14 protein-coding genes are annotated in these 24,037 nt (G+C 41.1%); 1 reads left to right on the forward strand and 13 read right to left on the reverse strand.

Annotation, left to right across the window (positions count from 1 at the left end):
- Positions 1–10: 10 nt before the first annotated feature.
- From A3IA_RS0109110 to tgt, 9 genes are all read right to left on the reverse strand, one after another.
- Positions 11–979, reverse strand: coding sequence for a thiamine pyrophosphate-dependent dehydrogenase E1 component subunit alpha (locus A3IA_RS0109110; RefSeq protein WP_018381012.1), 969 nt, complete (start codon positions 977–979; stop codon positions 11–13).
- 393 nt (positions 980–1,372) lie between these two features.
- Entirely contained in the window at positions 1,373–1,921 is a 549-nt protein-coding gene (locus tag A3IA_RS0109115; RefSeq protein ID WP_026217656.1) for an NADPH-dependent FMN reductase, read from the reverse strand.
- A 135-nt stretch (positions 1,922–2,056) separates the two neighbouring features.
- Positions 2,057–2,485, reverse strand: coding sequence for a MarR family winged helix-turn-helix transcriptional regulator (locus tag A3IA_RS0109120; protein WP_018381014.1), 429 nt, complete (start codon positions 2,483–2,485; stop codon positions 2,057–2,059).
- A 145-nt stretch (positions 2,486–2,630) separates the two neighbouring features.
- Complete coding sequence (locus A3IA_RS0109125) at positions 2,631–7,031, reverse strand: PolC-type DNA polymerase III (RefSeq protein ID WP_018381015.1); 4,401 nt, start codon at positions 7,029–7,031, stop codon at positions 2,631–2,633.
- A gap of 195 nt (positions 7,032–7,226) precedes the next feature.
- Positions 7,227–7,760: a biotin transporter BioY gene (locus A3IA_RS0109130; RefSeq protein WP_018381016.1), complete on the reverse strand. Its 534-nt coding sequence runs from the start codon at positions 7,758–7,760 to the stop codon at positions 7,227–7,229.
- Positions 7,747–8,070, reverse strand: a complete 324-nt coding sequence (locus tag A3IA_RS12765; RefSeq protein WP_083902739.1) for a CHY zinc finger protein — start codon at positions 8,068–8,070, stop codon at positions 7,747–7,749. Before A3IA_RS12765 ends, A3IA_RS0109130 begins: the two co-directional genes overlap by 14 nt.
- A gap of 580 nt (positions 8,071–8,650) precedes the next feature.
- The gene (locus A3IA_RS0109135) at positions 8,651–11,281 is read right to left on the reverse strand and encodes a pneumococcal-type histidine triad protein (protein WP_018381017.1); all 2,631 of its coding nucleotides are present in this window, start codon (positions 11,279–11,281) and stop codon (positions 8,651–8,653) included.
- A gap of 13 nt (positions 11,282–11,294) precedes the next feature.
- On the reverse strand, positions 11,295–12,221 hold the full coding sequence (locus tag A3IA_RS0109140; protein ID WP_018381018.1) for a metal ABC transporter solute-binding protein, Zn/Mn family: 927 nt from the start codon (positions 12,219–12,221) through the stop codon (positions 11,295–11,297).
- Positions 12,222–13,022: 801 nt separating this feature from the next.
- A complete protein-coding gene (gene tgt, locus A3IA_RS0109150; RefSeq protein ID WP_018381020.1) occupies positions 13,023–14,165 on the reverse strand; it encodes a tRNA guanosine(34) transglycosylase Tgt in 1,143 nt (380 codons plus the stop codon).
- Positions 14,166–14,465: 300 nt separating this feature from the next.
- On the opposite strand from tgt, the gene A3IA_RS0109155 reads away from it, so the two are divergent.
- Complete coding sequence (locus tag A3IA_RS0109155; RefSeq protein WP_018381021.1) at positions 14,466–15,287, forward strand: DUF975 family protein; 822 nt, start codon at positions 14,466–14,468, stop codon at positions 15,285–15,287.
- Positions 15,288–15,330: 43 nt separating this feature from the next.
- Here the strand turns inward: A3IA_RS0109155 and A3IA_RS0109160 are convergent, their stop codons facing one another.
- The 4 genes from A3IA_RS0109160 to treC all read right to left on the reverse strand — a co-directional run bounded on the left by A3IA_RS0109160 (position 15,331) and on the right by treC (position 23,649).
- Positions 15,331–16,221, reverse strand: coding sequence for a diacylglycerol/lipid kinase family protein (locus A3IA_RS0109160; protein WP_018381022.1), 891 nt, complete (start codon positions 16,219–16,221; stop codon positions 15,331–15,333).
- A gap of 793 nt (positions 16,222–17,014) precedes the next feature.
- A complete protein-coding gene (locus A3IA_RS0109165; protein WP_018381023.1) occupies positions 17,015–18,910 on the reverse strand; it encodes a M13 family metallopeptidase in 1,896 nt (631 codons plus the stop codon).
- Between the two features lie 955 nt (positions 18,911–19,865).
- Positions 19,866–21,203, reverse strand: coding sequence for an MFS transporter (locus tag A3IA_RS0109170; protein ID WP_018381025.1), 1,338 nt, complete (start codon positions 21,201–21,203; stop codon positions 19,866–19,868).
- Positions 21,204–22,023: 820 nt separating this feature from the next.
- On the reverse strand, positions 22,024–23,649 hold the full coding sequence (treC, locus tag A3IA_RS0109175) for an alpha,alpha-phosphotrehalase (RefSeq protein WP_018381026.1): 1,626 nt from the start codon (positions 23,647–23,649) through the stop codon (positions 22,024–22,026).
- Between the last annotated feature and the right edge of the window lie 388 nt (positions 23,650–24,037).

Consider the following 24,037-nt stretch of genomic DNA (forward strand, 5'->3'; position numbering starts at 1 on the left):
CTTTCTACTCTTAGTCTACCCATACATCTTCGAAGGCTACTGAAAGCTCTGGGAATGGGCTGTTTTCAGCAAATTCATACGCTTCATCGACTTCTGCTTTTACTTGCTCTTTGATAGCATCCAGTTCTTCATCAGTCGCAATACCTTCTTCAGTCAAATAGGCACGGTATTTAAGCATTGGGTCTTTTTCTTTCCATTCAGCCACTTCTTCTTTAGAGCGGTATTTACCAGCGTCAGAAGTAGAGTGACCAAACCAGCGGTAAGATTCAACCTCAACGATTGCAGGTCCGTTTCCTCCGCGTACGTGTTCAACGGCTTTACCCATTGTTTCGTATACAGCTAAAACGTCGTTACCGTCTTCACAGTAGAATCCAGGAATTCCGTATGCTTCTGCACGAGTGTAGAGGTGAGGAGTGTTTGTTGCTTTATGAATATCCATTGAGATACCATAGCGGTTGTTGATGATAAAGAAGATGACAGGTAATTTCCATGTTGCTGCCATGTTAACTGACTCGTGGAAAGAACCTTCGTTAGTTGCACCATCACCTGAGAAAGCAACGGCAATGTTACCAGTTTCTTTATATTGTTGTGTAAGGGCTGCACCAGTAGCTAGGGCAAATCCACCACCAACGATACCATTTGTTCCGTAGTTACCTTTTTCAAAGTCAGCCAAGTGCATTGATCCACCACGACCTTTTGAAACACCTGTAGCTTTACCTGCAAGTTCAGCCATCATACCTTTAAGATCCATATCTTTAGCAATTGACTGACCGTGACCACGGTGGTTAGAGAAGATAAGATCTTCGTAGCTCAAGTGTGCAACAGCACCAACGTTGGCTGCTTCTTCACCAACTGAGAAGTGAGTCATCCCTTGAACAAAGCCGCGACGAACGAGCTTGTTGATACGCATATCAAATTCACGAATACGTTCCATTTTCAAAAACATATCCATGTGTTGTTCTTTAGACAAAGTAACCATACTGTCCTCCAATAATATATTAATCCTCCCCATCTTAACCCAAATTTTCACAATTTGCAAGAAAATGAACCGCTTTCTACCCTATAACAGATGAGTTTTAATTCATTTAAAGTTAGTGATTTCACAAACTTTCAAAGCCTATTTATGCGCCATAAAAATCAAAATCAGACTGGGCGAGGTCACTGCAGATAAAGCTGAAGGTCACAAAATCAAATCAACAAGACTTGACTTTTATGGTCAAATGAACTAGCTTTCAGACAAGGAACGAAAGACGCAGACAGTACTCGCGTATGGCAAGTCGAAAGTAACGATGTATTAAAGTTAATTCAAAAGACTATATGATTGCCAGACTACTAAAAAATAAAGCCTCATTTTTCATGAGACTTTAAGAGATTATGCATTGATGGCTGCAAGGAGAGCTTCAACTTGTTTGTTCAATTCTGCTGAAACTTCTTCAGTGGCAAGGAATTTACCGTCAGTCCATGCTGAATCGTTAACTCTTGAAGTTGTAAAGTGATCAACAAGGTTGGTACGAATGAATGGGAGAAGAGAACGGTACTGGTCACCAGCTTCTTTATGTCCACCATTAGCAACAAGTGAAACTGTTGTCACTTTATCATGGATGGCAGACTCGGCGGCAGGATTTGCTGGGTCAAGTGAACGTGACAACCAGTCAAGAAGATTTTTCACTGTACCGGGCATAGCGAAATTGTAAACAGGTGAGAAGAACCAGATAGCATCTGCTGCTTGAACAGCTTCACGTGCTTTGGCAACCGAAGCTGGCACTGCCGCTTCCAAATCTTGTGAGAAAACAGGAACATCTGAGTAGTCAAGGTAGGTCACGGTTGCTTTACCTTCGAGTGCTTTTTCAGCCAATTCAGCCATTTGGTGATTGAATGACCCCTTGCGTAGTGAACCGACAACGAATAAAATGTTTTTCATTTCTTTTTCCCCTTTGAAAAATGTTTTTAATTTAGTAATGATAGCCATAACGACTCCTTCTAGTTAGTAATAATTATTACTATGTCGTTATAGTATCAGATCATTTTTCCTTTGTAAAGAAAAAGGTACTATGTATTACAAATTTTTAAATTTCTTCAAAAGGTCTATTAGTTGTAACTGTTCTCTTTCTGTTAAAACTGAAAATGACGCTTCAACACGCGCAATGTGTTCTGGTAAGACTGTTTCAAACAGGCGTCGTCCTTCGTCTGTCAAGCCAATAACATAGGCACGTTTGTCATTCTCATCACGATGGCGATAGATCCAGCCATTGCGATCCATGTTTTTCAAAACAACGGTCATATTTCCTGATGTGGCAAGGATAGAGTCAATCAGCTTACTGATGTTCATTTCTCCCTTGGTATGAAGTACATCTAACACGCTAAACTGAGTAGGAGTAATCTGATATTTTTTAAAGACACATGAGCCTTTTGCATCCAATGTTCTCTCAGCTTTACGAAAAACAACCATGGCTTTCAGGGCTGTGTTGCTGTCCAGTCTACTCATTCTAATCTCCTTTTACATTTTTCCTATAGCTAGTTAGTGACATGATAGCATCATAGCCCCGTTTGGTCAAGGAAAAACAGGAGTTGAAAGGCTTCAAACTCCTGTTCTGACAAGGTTTTTAATGTTTGGGTATCGTCTGATTATTCTAAGCGAAGAAATCATCAAATAGGCTTAATTGGTTATCTTCTGGAAGATTTCCAAGAATACCCATATCTGACATTTTTTCAACTAAGGTAGATGATAAACCGCCGCGTTTACGGAGTTCTGTTTTTGAGAGAAATTCCCCGTCCTTGCGGGCACGAACGACCTGCTTAGCAACGTTCTCTCCGAGACCCTCAAGGGCTACAAATGGCGGAATTAGGGTGTCTTCGTCAATGATGAACTCGGTCGCATCACTGCGGTAGAGATCTAGCTTACCAAACTTGTAGCCACGTTCTAACATCTCATTGACCAGCTCAAGCGTTGTGAACAGGTCGTTCTCCACATTTGACGCCTCGTTACGTTGTCTCTTCTCGGTAATATCTTTCATACGAGCTTTAACGGCAGTTAGACCGCCACTCATGGTTTTGAGTTCGAAGGCTTTGGCACGAATTGAGAAGTAGGCACAGTAATAATAAAGGGGGTGGTGAACTTTGAAATAGGCAACACGAAGAGCCATCAATACGTAGGCTGCCGCATGGGCTTTGGGGAACATGTACTTGATTTTCCCACAAGATTCGATGTACCAGTCTGGCACATTGTTATCTCGCATGGCTTGGATATAGCCGTTGCGCTCTTCTTCAGGAATCTTCAACCACAAGCCCTTACGCACACGCTCCATAATGGTAAATGCCATCTTAGGCTCTAAGCCTTGATGCATCAGATAAACCATGATGTCATCTCGACAACCGATAACCGTCGAAAGGTCGGCTATCCCTTGTTTAATCAAGTCTTGCGCATTTCCCAACCATACGTCTGTTCCATGGGACAATCCTGACAGCTGAAGCAATTCCGCAAAGGTTGTTGGGCGTGTTTCATTAACCATTCCTCGAACGAAGTTAGTTCCAAACTCTGGAATGCCAAGCATTCCTGTAGGGGTACCAATTTGCTCCTCAGTCACTCCAAGAATTTCGGTTCCTGAAAAGAGTGCCATTACGCCAGGATCATCGGGTAGGATTTCTGACGGATCGATCCCCGACAAATCCTGTAACTTACGAATCATGGTCGGATCATCATGTCCGAGAATATCGAGTTTTAGGATATTTTCATCAATATCGTGGAAGTTAAAGTGGGTGGTTTGCCACTCCGCTGAGGTGTCATCTGCAGGGTACTGAACAGGAGTGAAATCATAAACATCCATATAGTTAGGAATAACAACGATACCACCCGGGTGCTGACCAGTTGTTCTCTTAACGCCTGCTGCTCCTTTGGCTAGACGATCTACTTCTGCTTCTCGGTAGAATTTGCCATAATCACGTTCATAGCCTTTAACAAAACCATAGGCGGTCTTATCTGCCACGGTACCAACTGTTCCAGCACGAAAGGCGTACTCTTCTCCGAAAATATCACGAACATCCAAGTGAGCTGATGGTTGGTCATCACCTGAGAAGTTAAGATCAATATCAGGAACCTTGTCGCCATCAAATCCAAGGAAGGTTTCAAAGGGAATATCCTGACCGTCTTTCTTATAGAGAGTACCACATTCCGGACAGTCTTTATTTGGCAAATCATAGCCTGAACCGTAGGAGCCATCTGTGATGAATTCACTGTTTTGACAGTTGGGGCAGACATAATGCGGTGGCATAGGATTGACCTCGGTAATCCCAATCATGGTCGCAACGAAGGAAGAACCAACAGATCCACGAGAACCAACAAGGTACCCCCGTTCGTTAGATCGGTTAACCAGCATCTGAGAGGCTAGGTAAATCACCGCAAAGCCATTCCCCAAAATAGATGACAGCTCTTTTTCAATGCGCAAATCGATAATATCAGGTAGAGGATTGCCATAAACTTGAAAAGCCTTTTCATAAGTCAACTCGGCAACGGTTTCCTCCGCTCTATCAAGGTAAGGAGTGTAGAGATCCCCCTTAACCACCTCGATATTCTCAAATCGCTCTGAGAATTCTTGGGTGTTGGTCACAACGACTTCATAAGCCAGCTCTTTTCCAAGAAAGGCGAACTCGTCCAACATCTCATTTGTCGTGCGAAAGTGAGCCTTAGGAAGTGGTGCTGGCATGGCACCTTCTCCGCGACCGATTGTTCGGTTAATCATGGCACCTTGTCCTAGACTGCGCACGATAATTTCTCGATAAATCTCTTCTTCTGGTTCAATATAATGAACATTACCTGTTGCAAGGACGGGCTTGTTCGAGCGACGTCCGACCTCAATAAGATTTTGAATGACTTCTTGAATGCCCGTTTCGTCCTTGATGGTTCCTTGCGCTAAGAGTGGTGCATAGATAGCTGGCGGCATGATTTCAATAAAGTCATAGTATTTAGCGATGTCAACTGCTGCATCAACTCCCTTGGTTAAGACAGCATCAAAGACTTCACCTTCAGAACAAGCTGAACCTAGTAGCAAGCCTTCTCGGTGGGCGTTTAGCACGGTTCTTGGAATGCGGGCAACTCCTTCAAAATAGTTGACATTTGATAACGATACCAGTTTGAAAATATTCTTAAGACCGACTTGATTTTGGACGTAAATAGTCGCGTGTTTGACCCTAGCTTTCTTATAGGAATCTTCAGCCACCAACTTGGTGTTAAGATCTGCCATGTCCGTGATGCCATGACGATCCAAGACATCATTGATAAAGATGAAGAGTAGGCGTCCGGTTGCTTCGGCATCGTAATTAGCCATGTGGTGATGCTCAAGCGCTACTTGGAAACGTTTGGTCAAGGGTCCCAAACCGTGACGCTTATATTCTGGATAGAGATTACGAGCAAATTCCAAGGTATCAATGACGGGTTGCGTAATCAGTGGCAGATGATTGCGTTCGTAATTTGCATTCATAAAGCCAACGTCAAAGGTGGCATTGTGGGCAACTAAGACGGTGTCCTGACAGAAAGCTTGGAATTCTTCCAAAACTTGCTTCAATGGCTTGGAACCTTGAAGGTGCTGATCGGTAATCCCTGTCAATTCCGTTGTAAAGGCAGAGAGGGGGTGTCCCGGGTCAATGAATTCATCAAACTGCTCGATGATGTTGCCCTTGTGCATTTTTGAGGCTGCTATCTGAATCAAATCGTTGTTAACAGCTGATAGACCTGTTGTTTCTACGTCAAAAACGACATAGGTGGCTTCTTTAAGAGGCATTGAGACTTCATTGTAAGTAATAGGCACACTATCTTCTACAATATTAGCCTCCATTCCAAAGATGGCCTTTATNCCTAATTTACGAGCGCGGTGATAACCATGAGGGAAACTTTGCACATTGCCATGATCTGTTATGGCAACTGCAGGGTGACCCCACTCAGCAGCCTTATCAATTAGGGATTCAACCGTTGGGAGGGCGTCCATGGTAGACATGTTGGTATGGGCGTGAAATTCCACACGTTTTTGCTCATCTGGCATCAGGTCTTTTCGTGGGGTATGCGCGATTTCCTTAACCTGCTGAACGTTCATGGTTAGACTATTGGTGAACTGGTTATTTTCAATATTCCCTTGAACACGAAGCCAGGCGCCTTTAGCAATCATGTCATATTTTTTAAGTTCATCGTCATCCTTCGCCCATTTTTGCATGGCAAAACTTGACGTATAGTCTGTCATTTTGAAGTTGATGATGTGACGGCCTGTACGCGTCGTTTTCTTCTCAACATCAAAAACCATCCCCTCAAAGACAATGCGATTTTCCTCTGTCTGAATATCAATCATTGGCGTGATTTCAGCCTTTTCAAATCGAGCTTGGCGCTTAGCCGCTCTTTCTTTGTAGTCAAAAGCTGAAGAGGCTTTAGGTTCTTCTGGTGGCGGACCCGCCGCTTCAAGAGCTTTCTGTGCTTCAAGGTTTTCCTGCGCAGCCTGCTCTAAAAGGGCTTCACGATTGCTTTCAAAAGATGACTTCAGATCCTCTGTCATCGCTTGGTCAGAAACCACCTCAAACGTCAAGTCTCCGAAGCCAAACATGGCGAATTGCTGGGCTAGTTTTGGGATGTGATTCTTTTTGAAATGTTCATTTTCAGTGTATTTTGGTCCTGTAATGATAACCTTTTGCCCATCGTATGCAACTTGTAGTTTTGAAAAAGTTGCTTTAAAACTGGCACTGGCACAAAGAGGATGTTCAAAAGCCTCGCTATAATAAGCCTGCAAGAGTTCTTGGTCAAATTCAGGATTGGTCACCTTTATATCAAAAGAAGCCTTGATGTCAGCATTTTTAAAGGTTGACACTAGCCGCATCTCAAGCTCACGATAAAGCTCGATGGGAAGAATATGTTCAAACGAAAAATGAAAATCCCAGCGACGACTGAGAGAATGTACCTTAACCTCGATAATATCGGCAGATGAAAAGGCACTTGAACGACGGTGTTCAAGCGGCATTTCAATCTGTTCCATGAGTTTTTCAAACAAGTCTGACATGATTTCTCCTTGATAGTAACTGCTACTATTTTAACACAAAATCAAGAAGGACGGACATCAAAAAAGGCTGGAAATCCAACCTATTATATTATTCTTTAAAAACCAAAATCAGACCTTGTTGGCTCGCTACACTTCACTTCTATTTCTGTATCAACGTCGCCTAGTCTGATGTTAATTTTCATTAATTACATCACCCTAATCTGACCCTAACTGTTTACGGTATCTTGTTCCAATGATGGTTGCAATGACTGCCTTGATGGTATCACCGGGAATAAAGACCAGATTTGACAAAAGAGATGGAAGAAGGGCGGCATGGGTATAATGCGCAAGGTAAATCGCACCAATGACATCCACAACTAGAACACCTGATAACCAAACAAGGGCAAAGATAACTAGTGGTTGGGAAGAAGGGAGTAGCTGACGTAGACCGGCTAGAACAAGTGGCATGATTACCCACCCCATGACATAGCCTGCTGTTGGACCTGAAAATACAACTAAGGTCGTGCTACCGCCTGTAAAAACAGGTAAGAACAAACCAAGAATAAGAAAAATAAGAATGGCTAGGGTTCCTCTTTTAGCGCCTAAGAGAACGGCAGCTAGCATAACTCCCATATTTTGAAGGACAATCGGAACGGGGATAAAGCCTAATGGTAGCGGTGGCATTAGCCCTAAAATAATAATCAGGGTTGCCATTAAGGCAATTTGAATGAGTGATTTAGTGCTGTTCATGGTGAGACTCCTTTGAAAAATAGATATGATCATGAAGCTGGCAGTTAGGATTAAAAGCAGACCTGCAATGTGGACAGGAACCAGACTTGTAGCCTGTAAAAGTCAGATGGTTTTGACAGACTCCACAAATAACAGGATAGGTTTCGTCACTTGAAGTGGCTTTAAAGGGGTGGTTTTCCATAGCATCATGACACTTGTAACAGGCATAATAAGACTGACAGCTCGCACATTTTAAAGCAATAATATCCCGTTCAGAGTGATAGTGCTGACAGCGGCTGTTCTCATCTAGAGCAATTCCTTTAAATAACATGGCATCCTTTTCCTAAGCTTCTGTACTCTAGTTTAGCTAAGTTTTCCATTTGTGTCAACCTAATTAGAAAACAAGGTTGACACTTTTTGTGTTCTTTTTTCTAACTAAAACACACTCTTAGAAATATTGATTGATGCTCAATAAAAGTCAAAATTAAACGAGGCAATTCCGATGCAGATAAGACTGAAAATCATCAAATCAAGTCAACAACACCAAAATTTGATTTTCAAAGCGTATCAGAAAAAAGCATTGCCAAATTACGATAATCTTCTGGAAGCACTTTTGTCCTTCTCCTGTTTCAGTTAACGGTAATAATCTTTTTTGTTTTCTTTCCACCAAGAACACAAAAAAGGTTGAAGAAAAAGTCTATTTTAGACAATTTCTTCAACCTAAACACACACTTGCTAGTTTAAAGCTTGCACTCACTATGTACTGTTATTTAAAATCTGGTCTTCACTGATAAGCCTTTTAGAAGGGGCTGTTAAGAAAGACACTCATTTTAGACTAAATCAGTTTGAAACCTACTTAGGTAGAGAATCACCAGTAGCTAGTGGCATCATTTTTAAGTCTGCGGTGCTTTTTAAGAGGCTACTTCTTCAAGAGTCGTGATATTAACACGAACAGCTGTTCCGTCAGACTTGACAATCTGAATGGTTGAACTATCAGGGTATGAGAAGTTTTCTAAGCTGACTCTGTATTTATTAACAAGCGCCATTAATTTGTTTTCAAACGTTTGAACATCCATACCATATTGTTGCGCATTTTGACGTAAGGCTAAGTCAAATTCGTCTAGTTCTTCACTGTCATCTTCTGTTTCTTCAGTGCCTTCTGTGGCATTCGGACTTGTGTTTATATCAACGTCTTGTTCGTTGGTGTTAGTTGCTGGTTTTTCTTCTGGAACGTCGGTTACACTTTGTTCTGATTTGCCATGATCACTATCATCTCCCCAGCCTTCTTCTTTTGGAAGTTCATCTCTATGCGCCATATAGTACTTAATCGTTGAGAAGAGTTCAGATAGGGTATAGCCTTCTGGAGCTTCCCAACTACCTCCACGATCAAACCAATGCAGTGGCACATTGTGATAATGATCCAGATGAGGAACAATCAAGTATTTATTTTCGTAGCCAACAGCATATGCCATATGAGCTGGAATTTGATTTAATGGCACAATTTTTTTAGGAGTGGCTTCTTCAAAGATTTGGTGGGCAAGTTTCTCTTCTTCCTTCTTGCTTGCTTCCTCTTTTGACTGATTGCTTGGTGCTGTATCTGATTCTTCCTTATCAGCTTCCTTAACTACTTCCGCATCATTGCCCCATTCTTTCACTTTTGGACGTTTTTCAGGATGCATCATATAATATTTAGCCGTCGCAAGGTAATCTTCTAAGCTGTAGCTCTTATCGAAATCTTTTAGAATACCTGGATCTTCATCAAACCAGTCTAATTCAACGTAATGGTAATGATTTTTATGAGGAATAACAAATGTACCATCACGGTATTCGGTAGCTTGGGCAATCCCATAGAGCAAATCATCTGGATCAACAATAGCTTTTGGCTCAATAGCTTCATAGAGCTCTTTTGCCTTTCTCACTTTAGACCCTTCATCTGTGACGTTGGCTTCTTCTTTTTTAGCTTTGATGAATGCTTCAGCGGCTTTTAATTCTTCTTTGGAAAGGTCTTTCTTAGGAACCCAGTGTTCATGCGTCATATGGGGAATCACATAACCAGTACCAGCCTCTTCTTTTATGTCCTTCGCATCGAAAATATAACCATCAGAAGTCGTGTATTTTCCCTGTGCTTTGGCAGCCGCAATTTCTTCTGGGCTGTAGACGATTTGGCTATTTGGTTTGCCTTGACGTTGATCTTTAGGAGTAACCTTGTGACTTTCTTCTTCCGCTGAATGAATCGGCTCAATTGGCTTGGTGCTTCCTGGTTTTGGTGTTTCCTTTTTCGGTGTCTGAGGGGTTGAGTTATCTTTCTTAGGATTTGTCGGTTTCGTTGCGACAGGCTTAGAATCTTCTTTTTTATTAGTTAAGCCTTCAATCTTAAGACCGTGATAGCTAGCAACCAGTTTGGTGGCTTCTAATTCTAGCGGAGACATGTCCTTGTAGTGGATGAAATGGAAATGATTTCCATGGGGAATAGAAACGCCACTATTGGTAAAACTGGTAACCTTGGCTGGATCATAGACTAAACCATCACTTTCTACATGCCTTTCTGACAAGGGCTGTGCGTAAAGTCGTTTTAAAACCTTATCCAAAGCTGATTCTTTAGCTACTGGTTTTGGTGTTTTAGGTTTAGTTGTGCTTGGTTGAGCAGTCACCGGATTATTAGAATGGTTTGGTAGTGAAGGGCTAGTTCCATAATGACCATCATGATAGCTTGGTGTTTTCTGGCTGACATGATGACCAGTTGACGGCGCTAAGATTGTCGTCTTAGGCTTATGGGAGCTATTAGATTTTCCTGATTTCTTATTCCAGTAAGACTGTGCGGCAGCTAATTCACTTGGTGATAAGTCTGCCTTAGGAATGTAGTGGAAGTGATTTCCATGAGGGACAATAAAGGCATCGCCAGTATCTTCTACAACATCTGTCGGACTGAAAATATAACCGTCATCAGTCGTATAGCGCCCATCTTTTTTAGCAGCTTTGATAGCCTTTGTCGTAGCTCCGCCACCTGATTGTGAATGGCTATGAGCTTTACCATGCTGCTTAGCTTCTAATGTGCCTTTTTCTACCTGCTCTGCAATTTGCTCTTTCGTGCGAACATTGGTTTGCTTACTACCTTCTTTCAGATAGAGATAATACTTCCCATCAACCTTGATGATATACCCATCTTTAACTTTATTGATGACATCAGACTCACTAAAGACATAGTTAGGGTCTTTCATAATAAGTTCTTCACTAATCAAAGCATCATAGGGAACTTTACCGTTGTAGTAATGATAGTGATCACCATGCGAGGTGACGTAACCCTTGTCCGTAATTTTGATAACAATTTGCTCAGCAGCTATCCCTTCTTCATTGCTGATTTGTTCAGGCGTTTTAGAGGCTGCTTTTTTCGCTTTATTCGTTTTGCTTACTTTAGATTCGTTAATGTAAGCAACTTGATTATCCTTTTTTTGTTCAGCTTGATACTGCCCTAGTTGATAGCTACAAGCACTAGCCAATAACGTAATTGCGGCAGCCGCCGTCAGTAGTTTTTTATGGTTCATATTGCCCTCCTATTTATTTTAATTCTTGGTACAGGATTTCTAAATTTTCTTTAACGTTTTCAAGATAGCTACGATTATTTTTAGGATCAGCCTCCAAAGGGCTAAGCATTTTTAATTTGGCACCCGTTGATTTAGCAACTGTTTGAGCTACTTTTGGAGAAACATTTGTTTCAACAAAAATGGTCTTAACCTTATGATTTTTAATAAAATCTCTAACTTCTTTTAACTGTCGTGCCGTAGGTTCTTGTTCAGCCTTAATCCCAGCAATCCCTAGCTGAGTTAATTTAAAACGATTGGCTAAGTAAGAAAATGCCGTGTGTTGGGTAACAAAGGTACGCGAAGATACTGATTTGAATTTCTTCTCGTAATCTTTATAAATCTGATTGGCTTCCTTGCGGAAACTTTTCGCATTTTTATGGTAAATTGCTTTATGTTTAGGATCTAGTTGACTTAATTTATCCGCAATAATATCCACTTCATCAGCGGCAAGTAGCGGGTCTGACCAGGTGTGAGGATCATAAAGAGTTGCAGGATCAATGCCTTTACCAACTTCAAGGTCTTCTAAACCTTCTACTCTTTGAAAATCCAACGCTTTGCCTGCTTCCAGCACTTCTACCTCCGAATGATGTGCATTGGCATCCAAATCACCCGCCCAACTCTCTAAAGTATGGGAATGATAGACAAACAAATCAGATTCATAGATGGCAGCAACATCATTTGGTGATGGTTCAAAACTGTGGATACCAGCGCTTGATCGAATCATGCGGACGTCATTCAAATCTCCAGACACCTGTTTTGTCATGGCATAAACCGGATAGAAACTGGTCACAATGCGTAAGCCTTCTGCCTTGCTTGGTTTTTTAGATTGACATCCCACAAGACAGAGCAGAGAAAGACAACATATGATAACAAGTCCAAAATCTATAATTTTTCTTTTCAAACCTAAACTCCTTTCTAAAAATTAAGTGCGCTTAAATTTATTTAACCAGTTAATTATATGGTTAAATAAATCGTTTGTCAATAGCCTTTTTATCTTTTATCGTCCTTAAATTTAAAAATAGGATTTCAAGCACTCGCTATCAGCCTGTGAGGAACCAGCACTCTGACACATACTCCTAAAGACGAAGCCTACTAGTTCTAACTGTCGTGCGCCTTTTACAGTCAAGTGACATAGGAATGCAACTGATCAGGTGACAGCAAACTAGACAGAAATTGAAACTGAAAGGCTTGATGATGTCGTCAAATGAATTAAGGTTCAGATAAGAAACGGAGATGCGGACAGTACTTGATAGTCAATGAAAACCAAAAGCAGACTAGGCGACACCTCTGCAGATAGAGCTGAAGGTCACAAAATCAAGTCAACAAAATCTGGTTTTAATTTTCGAAGAGTATGAGTAACCTTTTTGTTTTCTACCCCAAGAAAACAAAAAAGGTTGAAGAAAAAATCCAAAACGGATATTTTCTTCAACCTGAAGGGTGGGTTCAAGTCCATCCTCTTCAACTGATTCTTGTATCGTCAAATGAATCAAGGTTCAGACAAGAAACGGGGATGCGGACAGTACTTGATGCTCAATGACAATCAAATTGATGCAGTGGCTGACTGGTCTCTTTGTTCGCTTTTTAAGATTCAAAGATAATCTCACCAACTGTGCTGATGGGGAGTAACATAATCCAGCCAATTAGTTTCGCCTGTTCCTAGAAAACAGAGTGAGGTCTGTTTTCCTTTCACTCCCATTTAGGATTAGAAATTACGTTTTGACTGATTGTAGCCATAACGTTCCATAAAGTCTTCACGGAATTCCAGTAAATTGTCATCTATGATGGCTTGGCGAACTTTCTTCATAAGATTTACAAGGAAATAGAGATTATGGTAAGAGGTCAAACGCATACCAAAGGTTTCATCAGCTTTGAGCAGGTGACGGAGATAGGCGCGTGTGTAGTTTTGACAGGTATAGCAGTCACAGTCATGGTCAAGCGGTGTGAAGTCTTCGGCATACTTGGCATTTTTAACCACCAGACGACCCTCACTGGTCATACATGTCCCGTTACGAGCGATACGCGTTGGAAGGACACAGTCAAACATATCAATACCACGAATCACTCCATCAATCAAGCTATCAGGCGCTCCAACTCCCATTAAGTAGCGAGGCTTGTTTTCAGGCAAGAGCGGTGTTGTGAAATCCAAGACAGCATTCATCTCTGCGTGGGATTCACCAACAGCTAAACCTCCAACAGAGTACCCAGCAAAATCCATAGCGACCAGATCTGCAGCAGATTGTCGACGCAGATCTTCAAAGCCAGCACCTTGCACAATCCCAAAAAGTCCTTGGTCGTGAGGGCGACGGTGGGCTTTTAGCCCACGTTCCGCCCAACGGCTAGTCCGTTCAATAGAATTTTTTACGTAATCATAGGGTTGGTAAAATTGAGGACATTCGTCAAAACTCATCATGATGTCCGAACCAAGATTGTTCTGGATTGAGATAGCTTTCTCTGGCGAGAGGAACATTTTTGAACCGTTCAAGTGGTTTTTAAAGGTGACTCCCTCTTCAGTGATATTGCGACTATCAGCCAACGAATAAACCTGAAAACCACCGGAATCCGTTAGAATGGCTTGGTCCCAATTCATGAATTTATGAAGACCACCCGCACGGGCAATCAGCTCATCACCAGGGCGCAGCCAAAGGTGATAAGTATTAGAAAGGATAATTCCTGAACCCATTTGCTTGAGTTCTTCAGGAGATTGCGTTTTTACCGTTGCTTGTGTACCAACCGGCATAAACATCGGCGTTGAAAAGGTTCCGTGTGGGGTTTCAATTTCTCCCAGACGAGCACCCGTGTGTTTTTCCGTCTTAATCAGACGGTATTTGATAGCATGTTCTGTCATATTGACTCCTTATTGTGTTACTCATTGAGTATTAATTTACTAGAAAAGACAGTCCTAGGGATGAACTAAGCCTTGGAAATGTCAAACATCGAAATCACCAATCATCTCACCCTGCACTATAACAAGTCAGCCATGCTATTTTACCAAATAAAGCGCTTTGTGTCAGTTACTTCTACTAAGAAATCTTGTTTTTTAATTCCACCCATAAGATTTTTCTCATGAAAACATTATCCTCTCATTTTGACTTGTGATATAATATGTCTAACAATTCTTTGAACCCCTTTTAGATTGGAGTCTTTTATGATTACAAGTATTAAACAACAAGCCAAGGCACTGTTGACAAACCTGCCTGGTAAGTATGCCCTCTTCACACTACCGATTGTTCTATCGATCATCAGTATTAGTGTTTCCTTCAAACAAGGCGCTTTCAACACCGGTGAAACTGAAGTTAGTTTTTCTGTAGCTATCTTCCCCACCTTAGTAAGTTTTCTAGTGGCCTTCTTCACCATTTCAGCGCTCTACACGATGCTTGAAGTGGTTCGGCAGGAACGCCGTTCTGTTGCATTCGGGGATTTAGCGCAAAGTTTTTCTGGCGATCATTTCCTTAAATTATTTATAACCCTCCTTATTCGTAACTTATTACTACTACCATGGGCAATCCTTTTGGCATTGGGGTTTGCACTAATGATAGGTGTTGGCGTTGCCTCCTTATCTGGCGAGATCAGCATGGGCAGCGCAGGACTTATCGTCTCCCTTATTGGTTTCATCTTGTTCCTTTTAGGTATTATCCTCAGCATTTGGAAATCTTTGCAATATTCGCAAACAGAATTTGTTATTTACGACCAGGTTGCGCAAAATCATTACCAAGGACCACTGGCAGCTATCAAAGAAAGTAAGCAGCTGATGAGAGGTCATGGCTTTGAACTATTCAAACTTTACTTGAGTTTTATCGGTTGGTTTATCCTTATGTTCTTCACTTTCGGCTTGATGTATATCTATCTTTTTCCTTACCTCACTACCACTCGTTCAGTCTACTACCAACACCTACTAGAACAAAATGATGTTGCAACAATTGAACACGAAAGCAGCTCTACCCAAGAGTCACCATTTGATACTCACTAGTACACTAAAAAACTCATCTGGTTTCTACCAAATGAGTTTTTTGTTATTTTCCGCTATAAACGCTTAAGTGTGATGGCAAAATAGTGACGTCAACTGGTAAGTCATCACCCTCATCTCCATCAACATTAGTTCCCAAAGTGGCTGCATTTTTCAGTGCAATATGTGCCTTATTAAAAGTACGATAGCCAATATTTTGGTTAGAATCTGTAACACCTGTCGCTAGACTTGGAATCGCCTTGAAAGACTCTAGCATGTTAGTATCTTTGAGATAAACCAAATGCAAGAGACCATCATCAACCTTCGCATCAGGCAGGAAGTTTTCATGACCACCGATAGAATTCGTCAATCCAATCAAAAGTGTTGTCGAGGTAACGGAGATGTTCTCACCATCAACTTCAAGTTCAAAATCATAGTTTTCATTTTGAGCAATCTTCTTAAGCCCTGAAATAAAATAAGCCATCTTGCCAAACTTGGTTTTTTCTTCCGCAGAAACATCACGAACAGCTTCAGGAATCGACCCAATGGCAATAACATTCATAAAGTAAGCGTCGTTTATCTTTCCAATGTCCAAAGATTTCGTTTGCTCGAAGTCAAGTTCATCAATAGCCTCTTGTGGATCGATAGGCATGTTCAAAGCACGTGCCAAATCATTGACTGTTCCTAATGGGAAAAAGCCAAATTTTGGTCGATAATCTTGCTCTGCCAAACCACTAATGCCCTCATTAACCGTACCATCGCCACCCATGACAAAGACACTGTCTACTTTTTCTTGGGCGGCCGCTCTTGCAAAGTCACGCGCATCGCCACCTTTTTGGGTTTCCTTAACTTCTACCTCATCAAAGTAGGATTCTAGTTTTTTTAGCGCAGCCTGTTGAAATTCTTGAGCTTTTTCACCACCTGCACTTGGGTTGATCACTAATAAAGCTTTTTTCATAACATCACCTCACTTGTTTTTCTTATTCTCATCATACCATATTGCCTTGCAAAACTCTTGATAATATTGTTGAAAACATCCGGAAAGTTTGGTTTTTTGACTTTTTTGTTATCGTCAAATGAATTAGCTGTCAGATAAGGAACTAAGACACGGACAGCACTTGATGCTCTTTGACAATCAAAAGCAGACCTTGTTGACTTGATTTGATGACTTTCAGTTCTATCTGCTATCTGTGTCGCCGAGTTTGTTTTTGATTTTCATTGAGTATGAGTAGGGCAAGTCGAATGTGACCATGTGTTAAAGGTAATTCAAAAAACTATAGTTAAGTTTTTTTTAAGAGTCATTTCCTATAATACAATTACCCTAAAACTTTTTCATAATCTCTTAAGTCAGGCAGTCATGTCTGGCTTTTTCTACTATTTGCCAAGTCTATCAGGACTTTAGAGTGACATTATTTTTTAAAACAGTAGTAAAAGTAGCGCCACTGTTGCGGTTTTCATGGTTTGATAGTGTCATAAGCGCATACAAAAATCACACCTTATTTTGTGATTTTTTAGATAAGGTGTGATTAGGTGTAGTGCATAAACTCATTTACTGACTTTTGGTTGAATCATAGGTGTAAAGTTTATTATGTGCAATGAGGTAATCCATTGTCTGTATAAAACGATGTATAGAGACAATCACAGGCGGTTTCGTTGAAGCTATTTGTGATTGCCTTTTTTGTTGTGCACCTAATTCCATTCAGCAGCAAAAAACACCCTAATCCTTCGATTAAGGTGTTTAAGTTAATGATTTACCAAATCACTACACGGTCTGCTGGCTCACGCCACATGCCGTCGCCTTCTTTGACATCAAAAGTTGTAAAGAAGTCATCAAAGTTTGGCAATTGTACATTGGTACGAAGTTTCCCTGGGGCATGGACGTCAATTGATAGTAAGAGTTGTAGGTACTCTTCACGAGCCTTCATGCGCCACATAGTAGCAAAGTTAATGAAGTAGTCTTCTGCTGAGAAGTCATCATCTTTCTTGGCTGCTTCAAGTGCGGCTGCAAGTCCACCAAGGTCTGCCACATTTTCAGATACGGTTAATTTCCCATTGGTCTTGCCACCCGCGAAATCAATGCCGTCAAACTGCTCAACAACCTTATCTGTACGTTCTTTAAAGGCCGCATAGTCTTCTTCCGTCCACCAGTTATTGAGGCTACCGTGTTCATCAAAAGAAGCACCGTTAGTGTCAAAAGCGTGTGAAATTTCGTGAGCGATAACAGCTCCGATACCTCCATAGTTAGCTGATGAGGATTGCTCCAAGCTGTAAAATGGCGCTTGTAAGATGGCTGCTGGAAAGACGATTTGGTTTTGTTGCGGATCGTAGTAAGCATTCACCATGTGAGCTGGCATGTGCCATTCGTCACGGTCAACAGGCTTGTTCCACTTGCTCCAAGAGTGAGCGATGGAAATCTTAGCCAAGTTCTTAGCATTGTCAACCAATGAAAGATTTTCGTCAATCACTTTTTTAGCATAGGTTTCTGGTAATTTTTCAGGGTAACCAATGTGAGGTGTGATGACGTTTAGTTTTGTGATAGCCTTTTCAATTGTTTCTTTTTGCAACCAAGTGTTGCTAGACAAACGGTCTTTATAAACTTCAATCATGGTTGCCACCTTAGCTTCCACATCTGCTTTGGCTTCTGGCGAGAATTTCTCACCCGCATACCAGAGACCCAAAGCTTGAGTGAATGGCCCTTGAGCGAGATAGTAAGCGGCTTTTTTCTTATCCATGGCTTGCGGTGTTCCTGACAAAGCACGATTATAAACACCTGAAAGCACACGAATCTCATCGGTTAGGTAAGAATTGAAGGCATTAGCTGCACTATATACCAACTCTGCCTTGAGCAATTCCCAGTTTTCTTCAGAATAATACGCCGCAGCAAACTCCGTCCAAAAACGTTCTTCCGGTACGATGACCTTGTCTGGTGTTTGACCCAAGATATGTGTAAAAATAGCATCCAAAGGCAATTCTGGAGCTAACTTGGTGAAATCAGACCAGTCATAAGGGTGGTAGAGTTTCACGTATTCAGCTGATTCTTCACTTGAAAGAACATACTTAGCCAATTTAGCATCCAAAGCAAGGATTTTATCCAGCATGTCTTTGATTTCTTCATCAGAAAAGCCAAATTTAGGCAGTAAATCTTCTTGCGACTTGCGCCAGAGGGTTAACAACTCTTTGCCTTTTTCATTGTCTTTGGCATAGTAGGTCGTGTCTGGTAGGATGAGGCTTGGTGCTTCTGCCCAGAGGACGTTAGTTTGGGCATCCATAAAGTCTGGAGATACGTTAAATGGCAAGAGATTTGGTTTGCCTTCCATTTCATAAGTGCCCATTTGTTGTGCAAACTCAGCAAATGATGCTAAACCTTTATACTCTTCAATTAGCGCTTGAACAGGCTCTGTCCCTGCGGCTTCACGCGCATCGTAGTCAGCTACTAACTTGTGGAATTTGACAAAATTAGCCAAAATAGCATCATCTGGAAGATTGTTTCCTGCTAACCACTCATCAGTCGTTTCTATCATCAAGTCTTCAATCTCATCTGCTAAATCTGAGAAACCACCTGTGCGAGGTTTATCATCAGGGATAACAGCTGTTTTTTCCCATTCACCATTGACGGCTTCAAAGAAATCATCTTGTAAACGTGTCATATATGTCTCCTTTTTACTTACATCACTTGCAAGCAAGCGATTGTTAAAAACTATTTTAACAGAAAATGGTATAAAAAGAAGTCAAAAACAATAAAATTATGGCAAAAAGATGAAAAAAGATTATCTTGATATATGATACCCAAGATTTTCTTAACAGAAGATAGCCATGCTAGTTCTCTTCATCAATGTTATTAATACGTCCCAATTTAAATCCTTTTAAATGGATTGCTCCAACTTCTTCAAGTAAATCAATAGCTCTTAAATAGACTTCTTGATACCCCTTTGTCAACCGTTTTTTATTAAAAATACAGTCAAATGAATTAACTTTCAGACAAGGAAGAGAAAAGACACGGACAGTGCTTGATACTCTTCGAAAATTAAAAGCAGACCTTCTTAAGTTGATTTGCTGACCTTCAGTTCTATCTGCATAGGCATCGCCTAGTCTGCTTTTGATTTTCATTGAGTATGAGTAGAACAAGTCGAAAGTGGCGATGTAGCAAAGTTAATTCAAAAGACCATATTTTCATTAACGTGTCTCATCTAATGCTTTACTTCTGGTCATCCCGACTAGTCAGGTGGTTAATCACAATTACTAAAAAGTTTCGCGTTACTAACTCAATCACTGTCTAGACTTTATAATAAACCTTATAAAGCTATTTGCGAAGAAGTTTGGCTGCTTTGACAATGATAATCAACTTTGCACTTTAACAGGGATAGATTAGGAATAAGACCTGCAAAAATCAGCAGAAAGCTAGCGAAAAACACTTCAAACAAGTTTTCTGCAGCTTTTTTTATTACAGCAAAAACTAAAAACTCCTAGAAACACTTAACTAGGTGTTTCTAGGAGCTGTGCTGTTGATAGGTTAAACGATAGGGGAAATATTAGGCTGTTTGGTAGGGTTTGGGGTGAGGCATTATCTTTCAAAGCTTTGCCCGATTTTTTTGATGTTGGTTGTTATTCTTTAATGATTTCTTCCTCACGTTTTGACAAAATGAGGTAACCAACAGCAGAGAAGGCTGATAAAGCAGCGATAACGATATAAGACCAGAACCAACCAAAGCTATCGGCTAGAATGGGCATGAGCCAGTTGGCTCCCATATTTCCAATGAGGTAGGCTGTAACACCGACAAAACCAATGGCAGTACCAGCAACATTTAGAGGGACAAAATCGATGGTTAAGATATTGACAATCAGCTGAGGTCCGTAGATCAGAGCGCCAAGAACCCCTGAAATGATTAGGAGTAATGGGTAATTGGGATGACCACTGGCAGTCATTTGTTCATAAATAATGACAAAACCAGTCATTGAAAAGAGGCCGATAGCTCCTATTTTCGCCATTTTATTAGGATATTTGATCGCTAACCAAGCAAATACAAGCGAACCTGGGATGGCTACCCATTCTAAAATGGAGATGGCAATTTGAGCTTGTTCTGTTGGTAAATTAGCAACTTCACTGAGATAAATGGGCATCCAGTCTTCAATCCCAAAACGAATAAAGTAGAGGGCAACATTGACTGCAGCAACCAAAAGTAGGGCAGGATTACAAAAAACGTATTTCCAAATTAACTGACCGTAAGAGAGCGAATTTTTCTCTTCCTCAGTCGCCACATTTGATTCACCAGCATCACCGTACATGGTTCGCAAGGAATCAAGACCTTCTGATTCGGGATTGTCACCTCCCAGTTTCCAACAAATCAGAGCAAATCCTAAGACTAGTATGCCGGGTACTAAAAAGGCCATATAGATGTTACCGGTTTCAGGCGTGACAAAGCCAGCGCTCGTTAGAAAAGCAATCATCATTGGTAGGAGAGCGGAGCCTGCATTTTGAGAAATGTTCCAGCCTGCAATAGCTCCTCCCCGTGTTTTATTGGGGAAGAAATTAGCAATCATAGCCTGTGAAGCAGGTGCTAAAGCTCCTTGAACAATACCACAGAGAATTAAAAGGACACCAAGTGTTAGCATGGACGTGTTGAAAAAGCCAATGATAATACAGATTAGGGCACTGCTTCCTAAACAGACGGCAAAAAGTTTACGTAAGCTGACCTTATCTCCTAAGGCACCCATGAAAAATTTAGCAAGCCCATAGGAGACGGTTAGACAAGACAGAAGTGTGGCAATATCAGCCTTGTCCCACCCATTATTAATCATGATGCTATTAGACATCAATTTAAAATTATTGCGTACCAAATAGGCACAGACGTAACCAAAGAAGGCAATGAGAAAAACAATCCGTTGGCGTTTAATAAATGTGGCAAACTTTTCAGGATGCTGTTGTTGATAATCTGTTTCCATAAAAAACCTCTTCATAAAATTGTAACTGCTTTCACAAAAAGATTATACCCTAAGTACCCAAGACTTGACAAGGGCAATGGAACAAAAAACAACAGAACATTTCAAACTAAGATAATCGATGAAACCCTCTTAATAGTCTCTAAGGTTCAAAACACCTCCTAGATCCTTGGTTTTAACAGATGAAACAGGTCTGCCTTAATCATTGTCACTGCTAAACGGGAAACTTGCCCCTACTCTAAGAGCTTAACTTTGCTGCCCTGCCGCCACGGAATGCGAAAAGGTCATACAAGCTAATCTCATCTACGAATTATAGTCTTTTGAATTAACTTTGATACATGGTCACTTTCAACTTGCCGTGTTCATACTCAATGACAATCAAGTACTGTCCGCCTCACAGTTCCTTGTTCTGAAAGTTAATTCATTTAACGATATCGGCTACTTAACCACTGCATCTTGCACAGAGCCACACAAAAAAAGCAAAAGCTAGGTTTTATCCTAGCCTAGAATGTAAACCGCTCCCTGAAAATTTGATAATATGGGAAATCTTCAGGGGGGGATAGATAATAATTAGAGGTTTAGAAACGCTGTTATTTCAGTGTTTTTTGCTGCCTTTCATTTTTGACTGCAAAGAAAAAAGATTGGATAAAAAGTCCATTTTGGACATTTTATCCAATCTGAGATGGGTTTTATCCCTTCTTGGAAGAAATGGATAGCCTTATACTCAATGAAAACCAAAAGCAGACTAGCCACCGCCGATGCAGATAGGGCCGGTGTTCATCAAATTAAGTCAACAGGGTTTGCTTTTGATTTTCGAAGAGTATTAGTTAGCTAGTATAGCCAGTGTCTGATAAGGTTTGAGAGTTACGATTTGCCCAACTGTTTCTGTGTCATAGTTACTAATAAGCACCCGACCATTTTGATAATCGGCTGATAGGTCTAACTCAACCTCCTTGTCATAGAAGTTGTTGAGGACAAGAAGTTTTTGACCGTCTAACTCACGCTCAAAGGCGTAAACAGACTTACTATCTCTATAAGCTGCCTTGTAATCCCCTTCTGAAATAATCGGCATTTCTTTGCGAAGCTTGATAAGGTCTTGATAGAACTTAAAGATGACACCGTCTTTTTCATTAGCCACGTTAATCTCTTTGTAAGATTTTCCCGCCTTTAGCCATGGTGTCCCAGTAGTAAATCCAGCATTGTCACTAGCATCCCACTGCATTGGGGTACGTGAGTTATCACGGGACTTGGCTTTGATAATCTCGAGAGCTTCTTCTGGTGTTTTACCCTCATCTAGCATGATTTGGTAGGCATTGATACTTTCAACATCCACATAATCAGACATTGACTCAAAATCAGGGTCAATCATCCCAATTTCTTCACCCATATAGATGTATGGCGTGCCACGCGATAGATGGATTGACGCGCCCAGCATGGTTGCTCCTTCGTTGCGGAAATTTTTCACATCTACAAAACGGTTAAGAGCGCGTGGTTGGTCGTGATTGTTGTAGAAAAGAGCATTCCAACCATTGCCTTCGCTCATTCCTTCCCCCCATGAATGAAAGAGGTCACGCAGAGCTGCGAAATCAAAATCCATGATAGTCCATTTTTGACCGTCTTGGTAATCTACTTTCAAGTGATGAAAGTTAAAAGCCATTGACAATTCTTCACGGTCTGGAGCTGTATACATGATGCAGTTTTCCACAGTTGTCGCTGACATTTCGCCGACGGTCATGAAGGAATCATCCTGTCCAAAGCTGGCTTGGTTGAGTTCATGAAGGTATTCGTGAGTAATAGGGCGGTCAGTGTAAGCTGGTTTTCCATCATTGATTGGGCAATCTTTAAGGACTTCATCTTTACCAATCAGGTTAATGACGTCAAATCGGAAGCCTTTGACACCCTTGTTTTGCCAGAATTTAACGACTTTAAAAAGTTCTTCACGCACATTTGGATTGCGCCAGTTCAAATCAGCTTGAGTCACGTCAAAAAGGTGGAGATAATATTTTCCAGTATCACCAAATGGTGCCCATGCATTGCCACCGAACTTGGAAACCCAGTCAGTTGGTTCATCACGCAGGATAAAGAAATCCTGATAATACTTATCACCGGCTAAAGCTTTTTGGAACCATTCATGCTCAGTTGAACAGTGGTTTAAAACCATATCCAGCATAAAGTCGATACCCAACTCTTTACCACGTGCTACCATGGCTTCAAAATCAGCCATAGTTCCAAAGTCTGGATTGACAGCTGTATAATCTGCCACATCATACCCGTTATCGCGTTGTGGACTTGGATAAAAAGGATTGAGCCAGATCATATCAATCCCTAGCTCTTTGAGGTAAGGCAAGTTTTCTGTCACCCCATTGAGGTCACCGGTACCACTACCAGTCGTGTCTTTAAATGATTTTGGGTAAATTTGGTAAACAACCTTACGTTTGTCGATTGCCATGATAAGTCCTTTCTAGTAACTTAATATAGATAAGAAGCTGGAACAAACGTACCCAGCTTAAACTTTTTAGAGTTAAACTTGCAAGAGGCAGTGCTTGAATGGGGTTAATTCTCTGATTCTACCCGCTTTTCTAGCCCTACTCACCTTTTGCATGGAGGCGACAAAATCGATTACTCCTAGTTGCTGATTTTGTCTCTCTTGCTATTTCATTTTATTGTCAAATGAATTAACTTTCAGAACAAGGAACTGTGACACAGACAGTACTTGATACTCTTCGAAAGTCAAATGCAGACCTTGCTGACTTGATTTGATGAAGACAGTTCTATCTGCTATCTGTGTCGCCTAGTTTGCTTTTGATTGTCATTGAGCATGAGTAAAGCAGGTCGAA

The sequence above is a fragment of the Streptococcus thoraltensis DSM 12221 genome (assembly GCF_000380145.1).
Lineage (GTDB): Bacteria > Bacillota > Bacilli > Lactobacillales > Streptococcaceae > Streptococcus > Streptococcus thoraltensis.

Excerpts from the sequence above, each read along its gene's own strand:
- A3IA_RS0109110 (WP_018381012.1), bottom strand. The coding sequence starts at position 979 with ATGGTTACTTTGTCTAAAGAACAACACATGGATATGTTTTTGAAAATG.
- A3IA_RS0109115 (WP_026217656.1), bottom strand. The coding sequence starts at position 1,921 with ATGAAAAACATTTTATTCGTTGTCGGTTCACTACGCAAGGGGTCATTC.
- A3IA_RS0109120 (WP_018381014.1), bottom strand. The coding sequence starts at position 2,485 with ATGAGTAGACTGGACAGCAACACAGCCCTGAAAGCCATGGTTGTTTTT.
- A3IA_RS0109130 (WP_018381016.1), bottom strand. The coding sequence starts at position 7,760 with ATGAACAGCACTAAATCACTCATTCAAATTGCCTTAATGGCAACCCTG.
- A3IA_RS12765 (WP_083902739.1), bottom strand. The coding sequence starts at position 8,070 with ATGTTATTTAAAGGAATTGCTCTAGATGAGAACAGCCGCTGTCAGCAC.
- A3IA_RS0109135 (WP_018381017.1), bottom strand. The coding sequence starts at position 11,281 with ATGAACCATAAAAAACTACTGACGGCGGCTGCCGCAATTACGTTATTG.
- tgt (WP_018381020.1), bottom strand. The coding sequence starts at position 14,165 with ATGACAGAACATGCTATCAAATACCGTCTGATTAAGACGGAAAAACAC.
- A3IA_RS0109155 (WP_018381021.1), top strand. The coding sequence starts at position 14,466 with ATGATTACAAGTATTAAACAACAAGCCAAGGCACTGTTGACAAACCTG.
- A3IA_RS0109160 (WP_018381022.1), bottom strand. The coding sequence starts at position 16,221 with ATGAAAAAAGCTTTATTAGTGATCAACCCAAGTGCAGGTGGTGAAAAA.
- A3IA_RS0109165 (WP_018381023.1), bottom strand. The coding sequence starts at position 18,910 with ATGACACGTTTACAAGATGATTTCTTTGAAGCCGTCAATGGTGAATGG.
- A3IA_RS0109170 (WP_018381025.1), bottom strand. The coding sequence starts at position 21,203 with ATGGAAACAGATTATCAACAACAGCATCCTGAAAAGTTTGCCACATTT.
- treC (WP_018381026.1), bottom strand. The coding sequence starts at position 23,649 with ATGGCAATCGACAAACGTAAGGTTGTTTACCAAATTTACCCAAAATCA.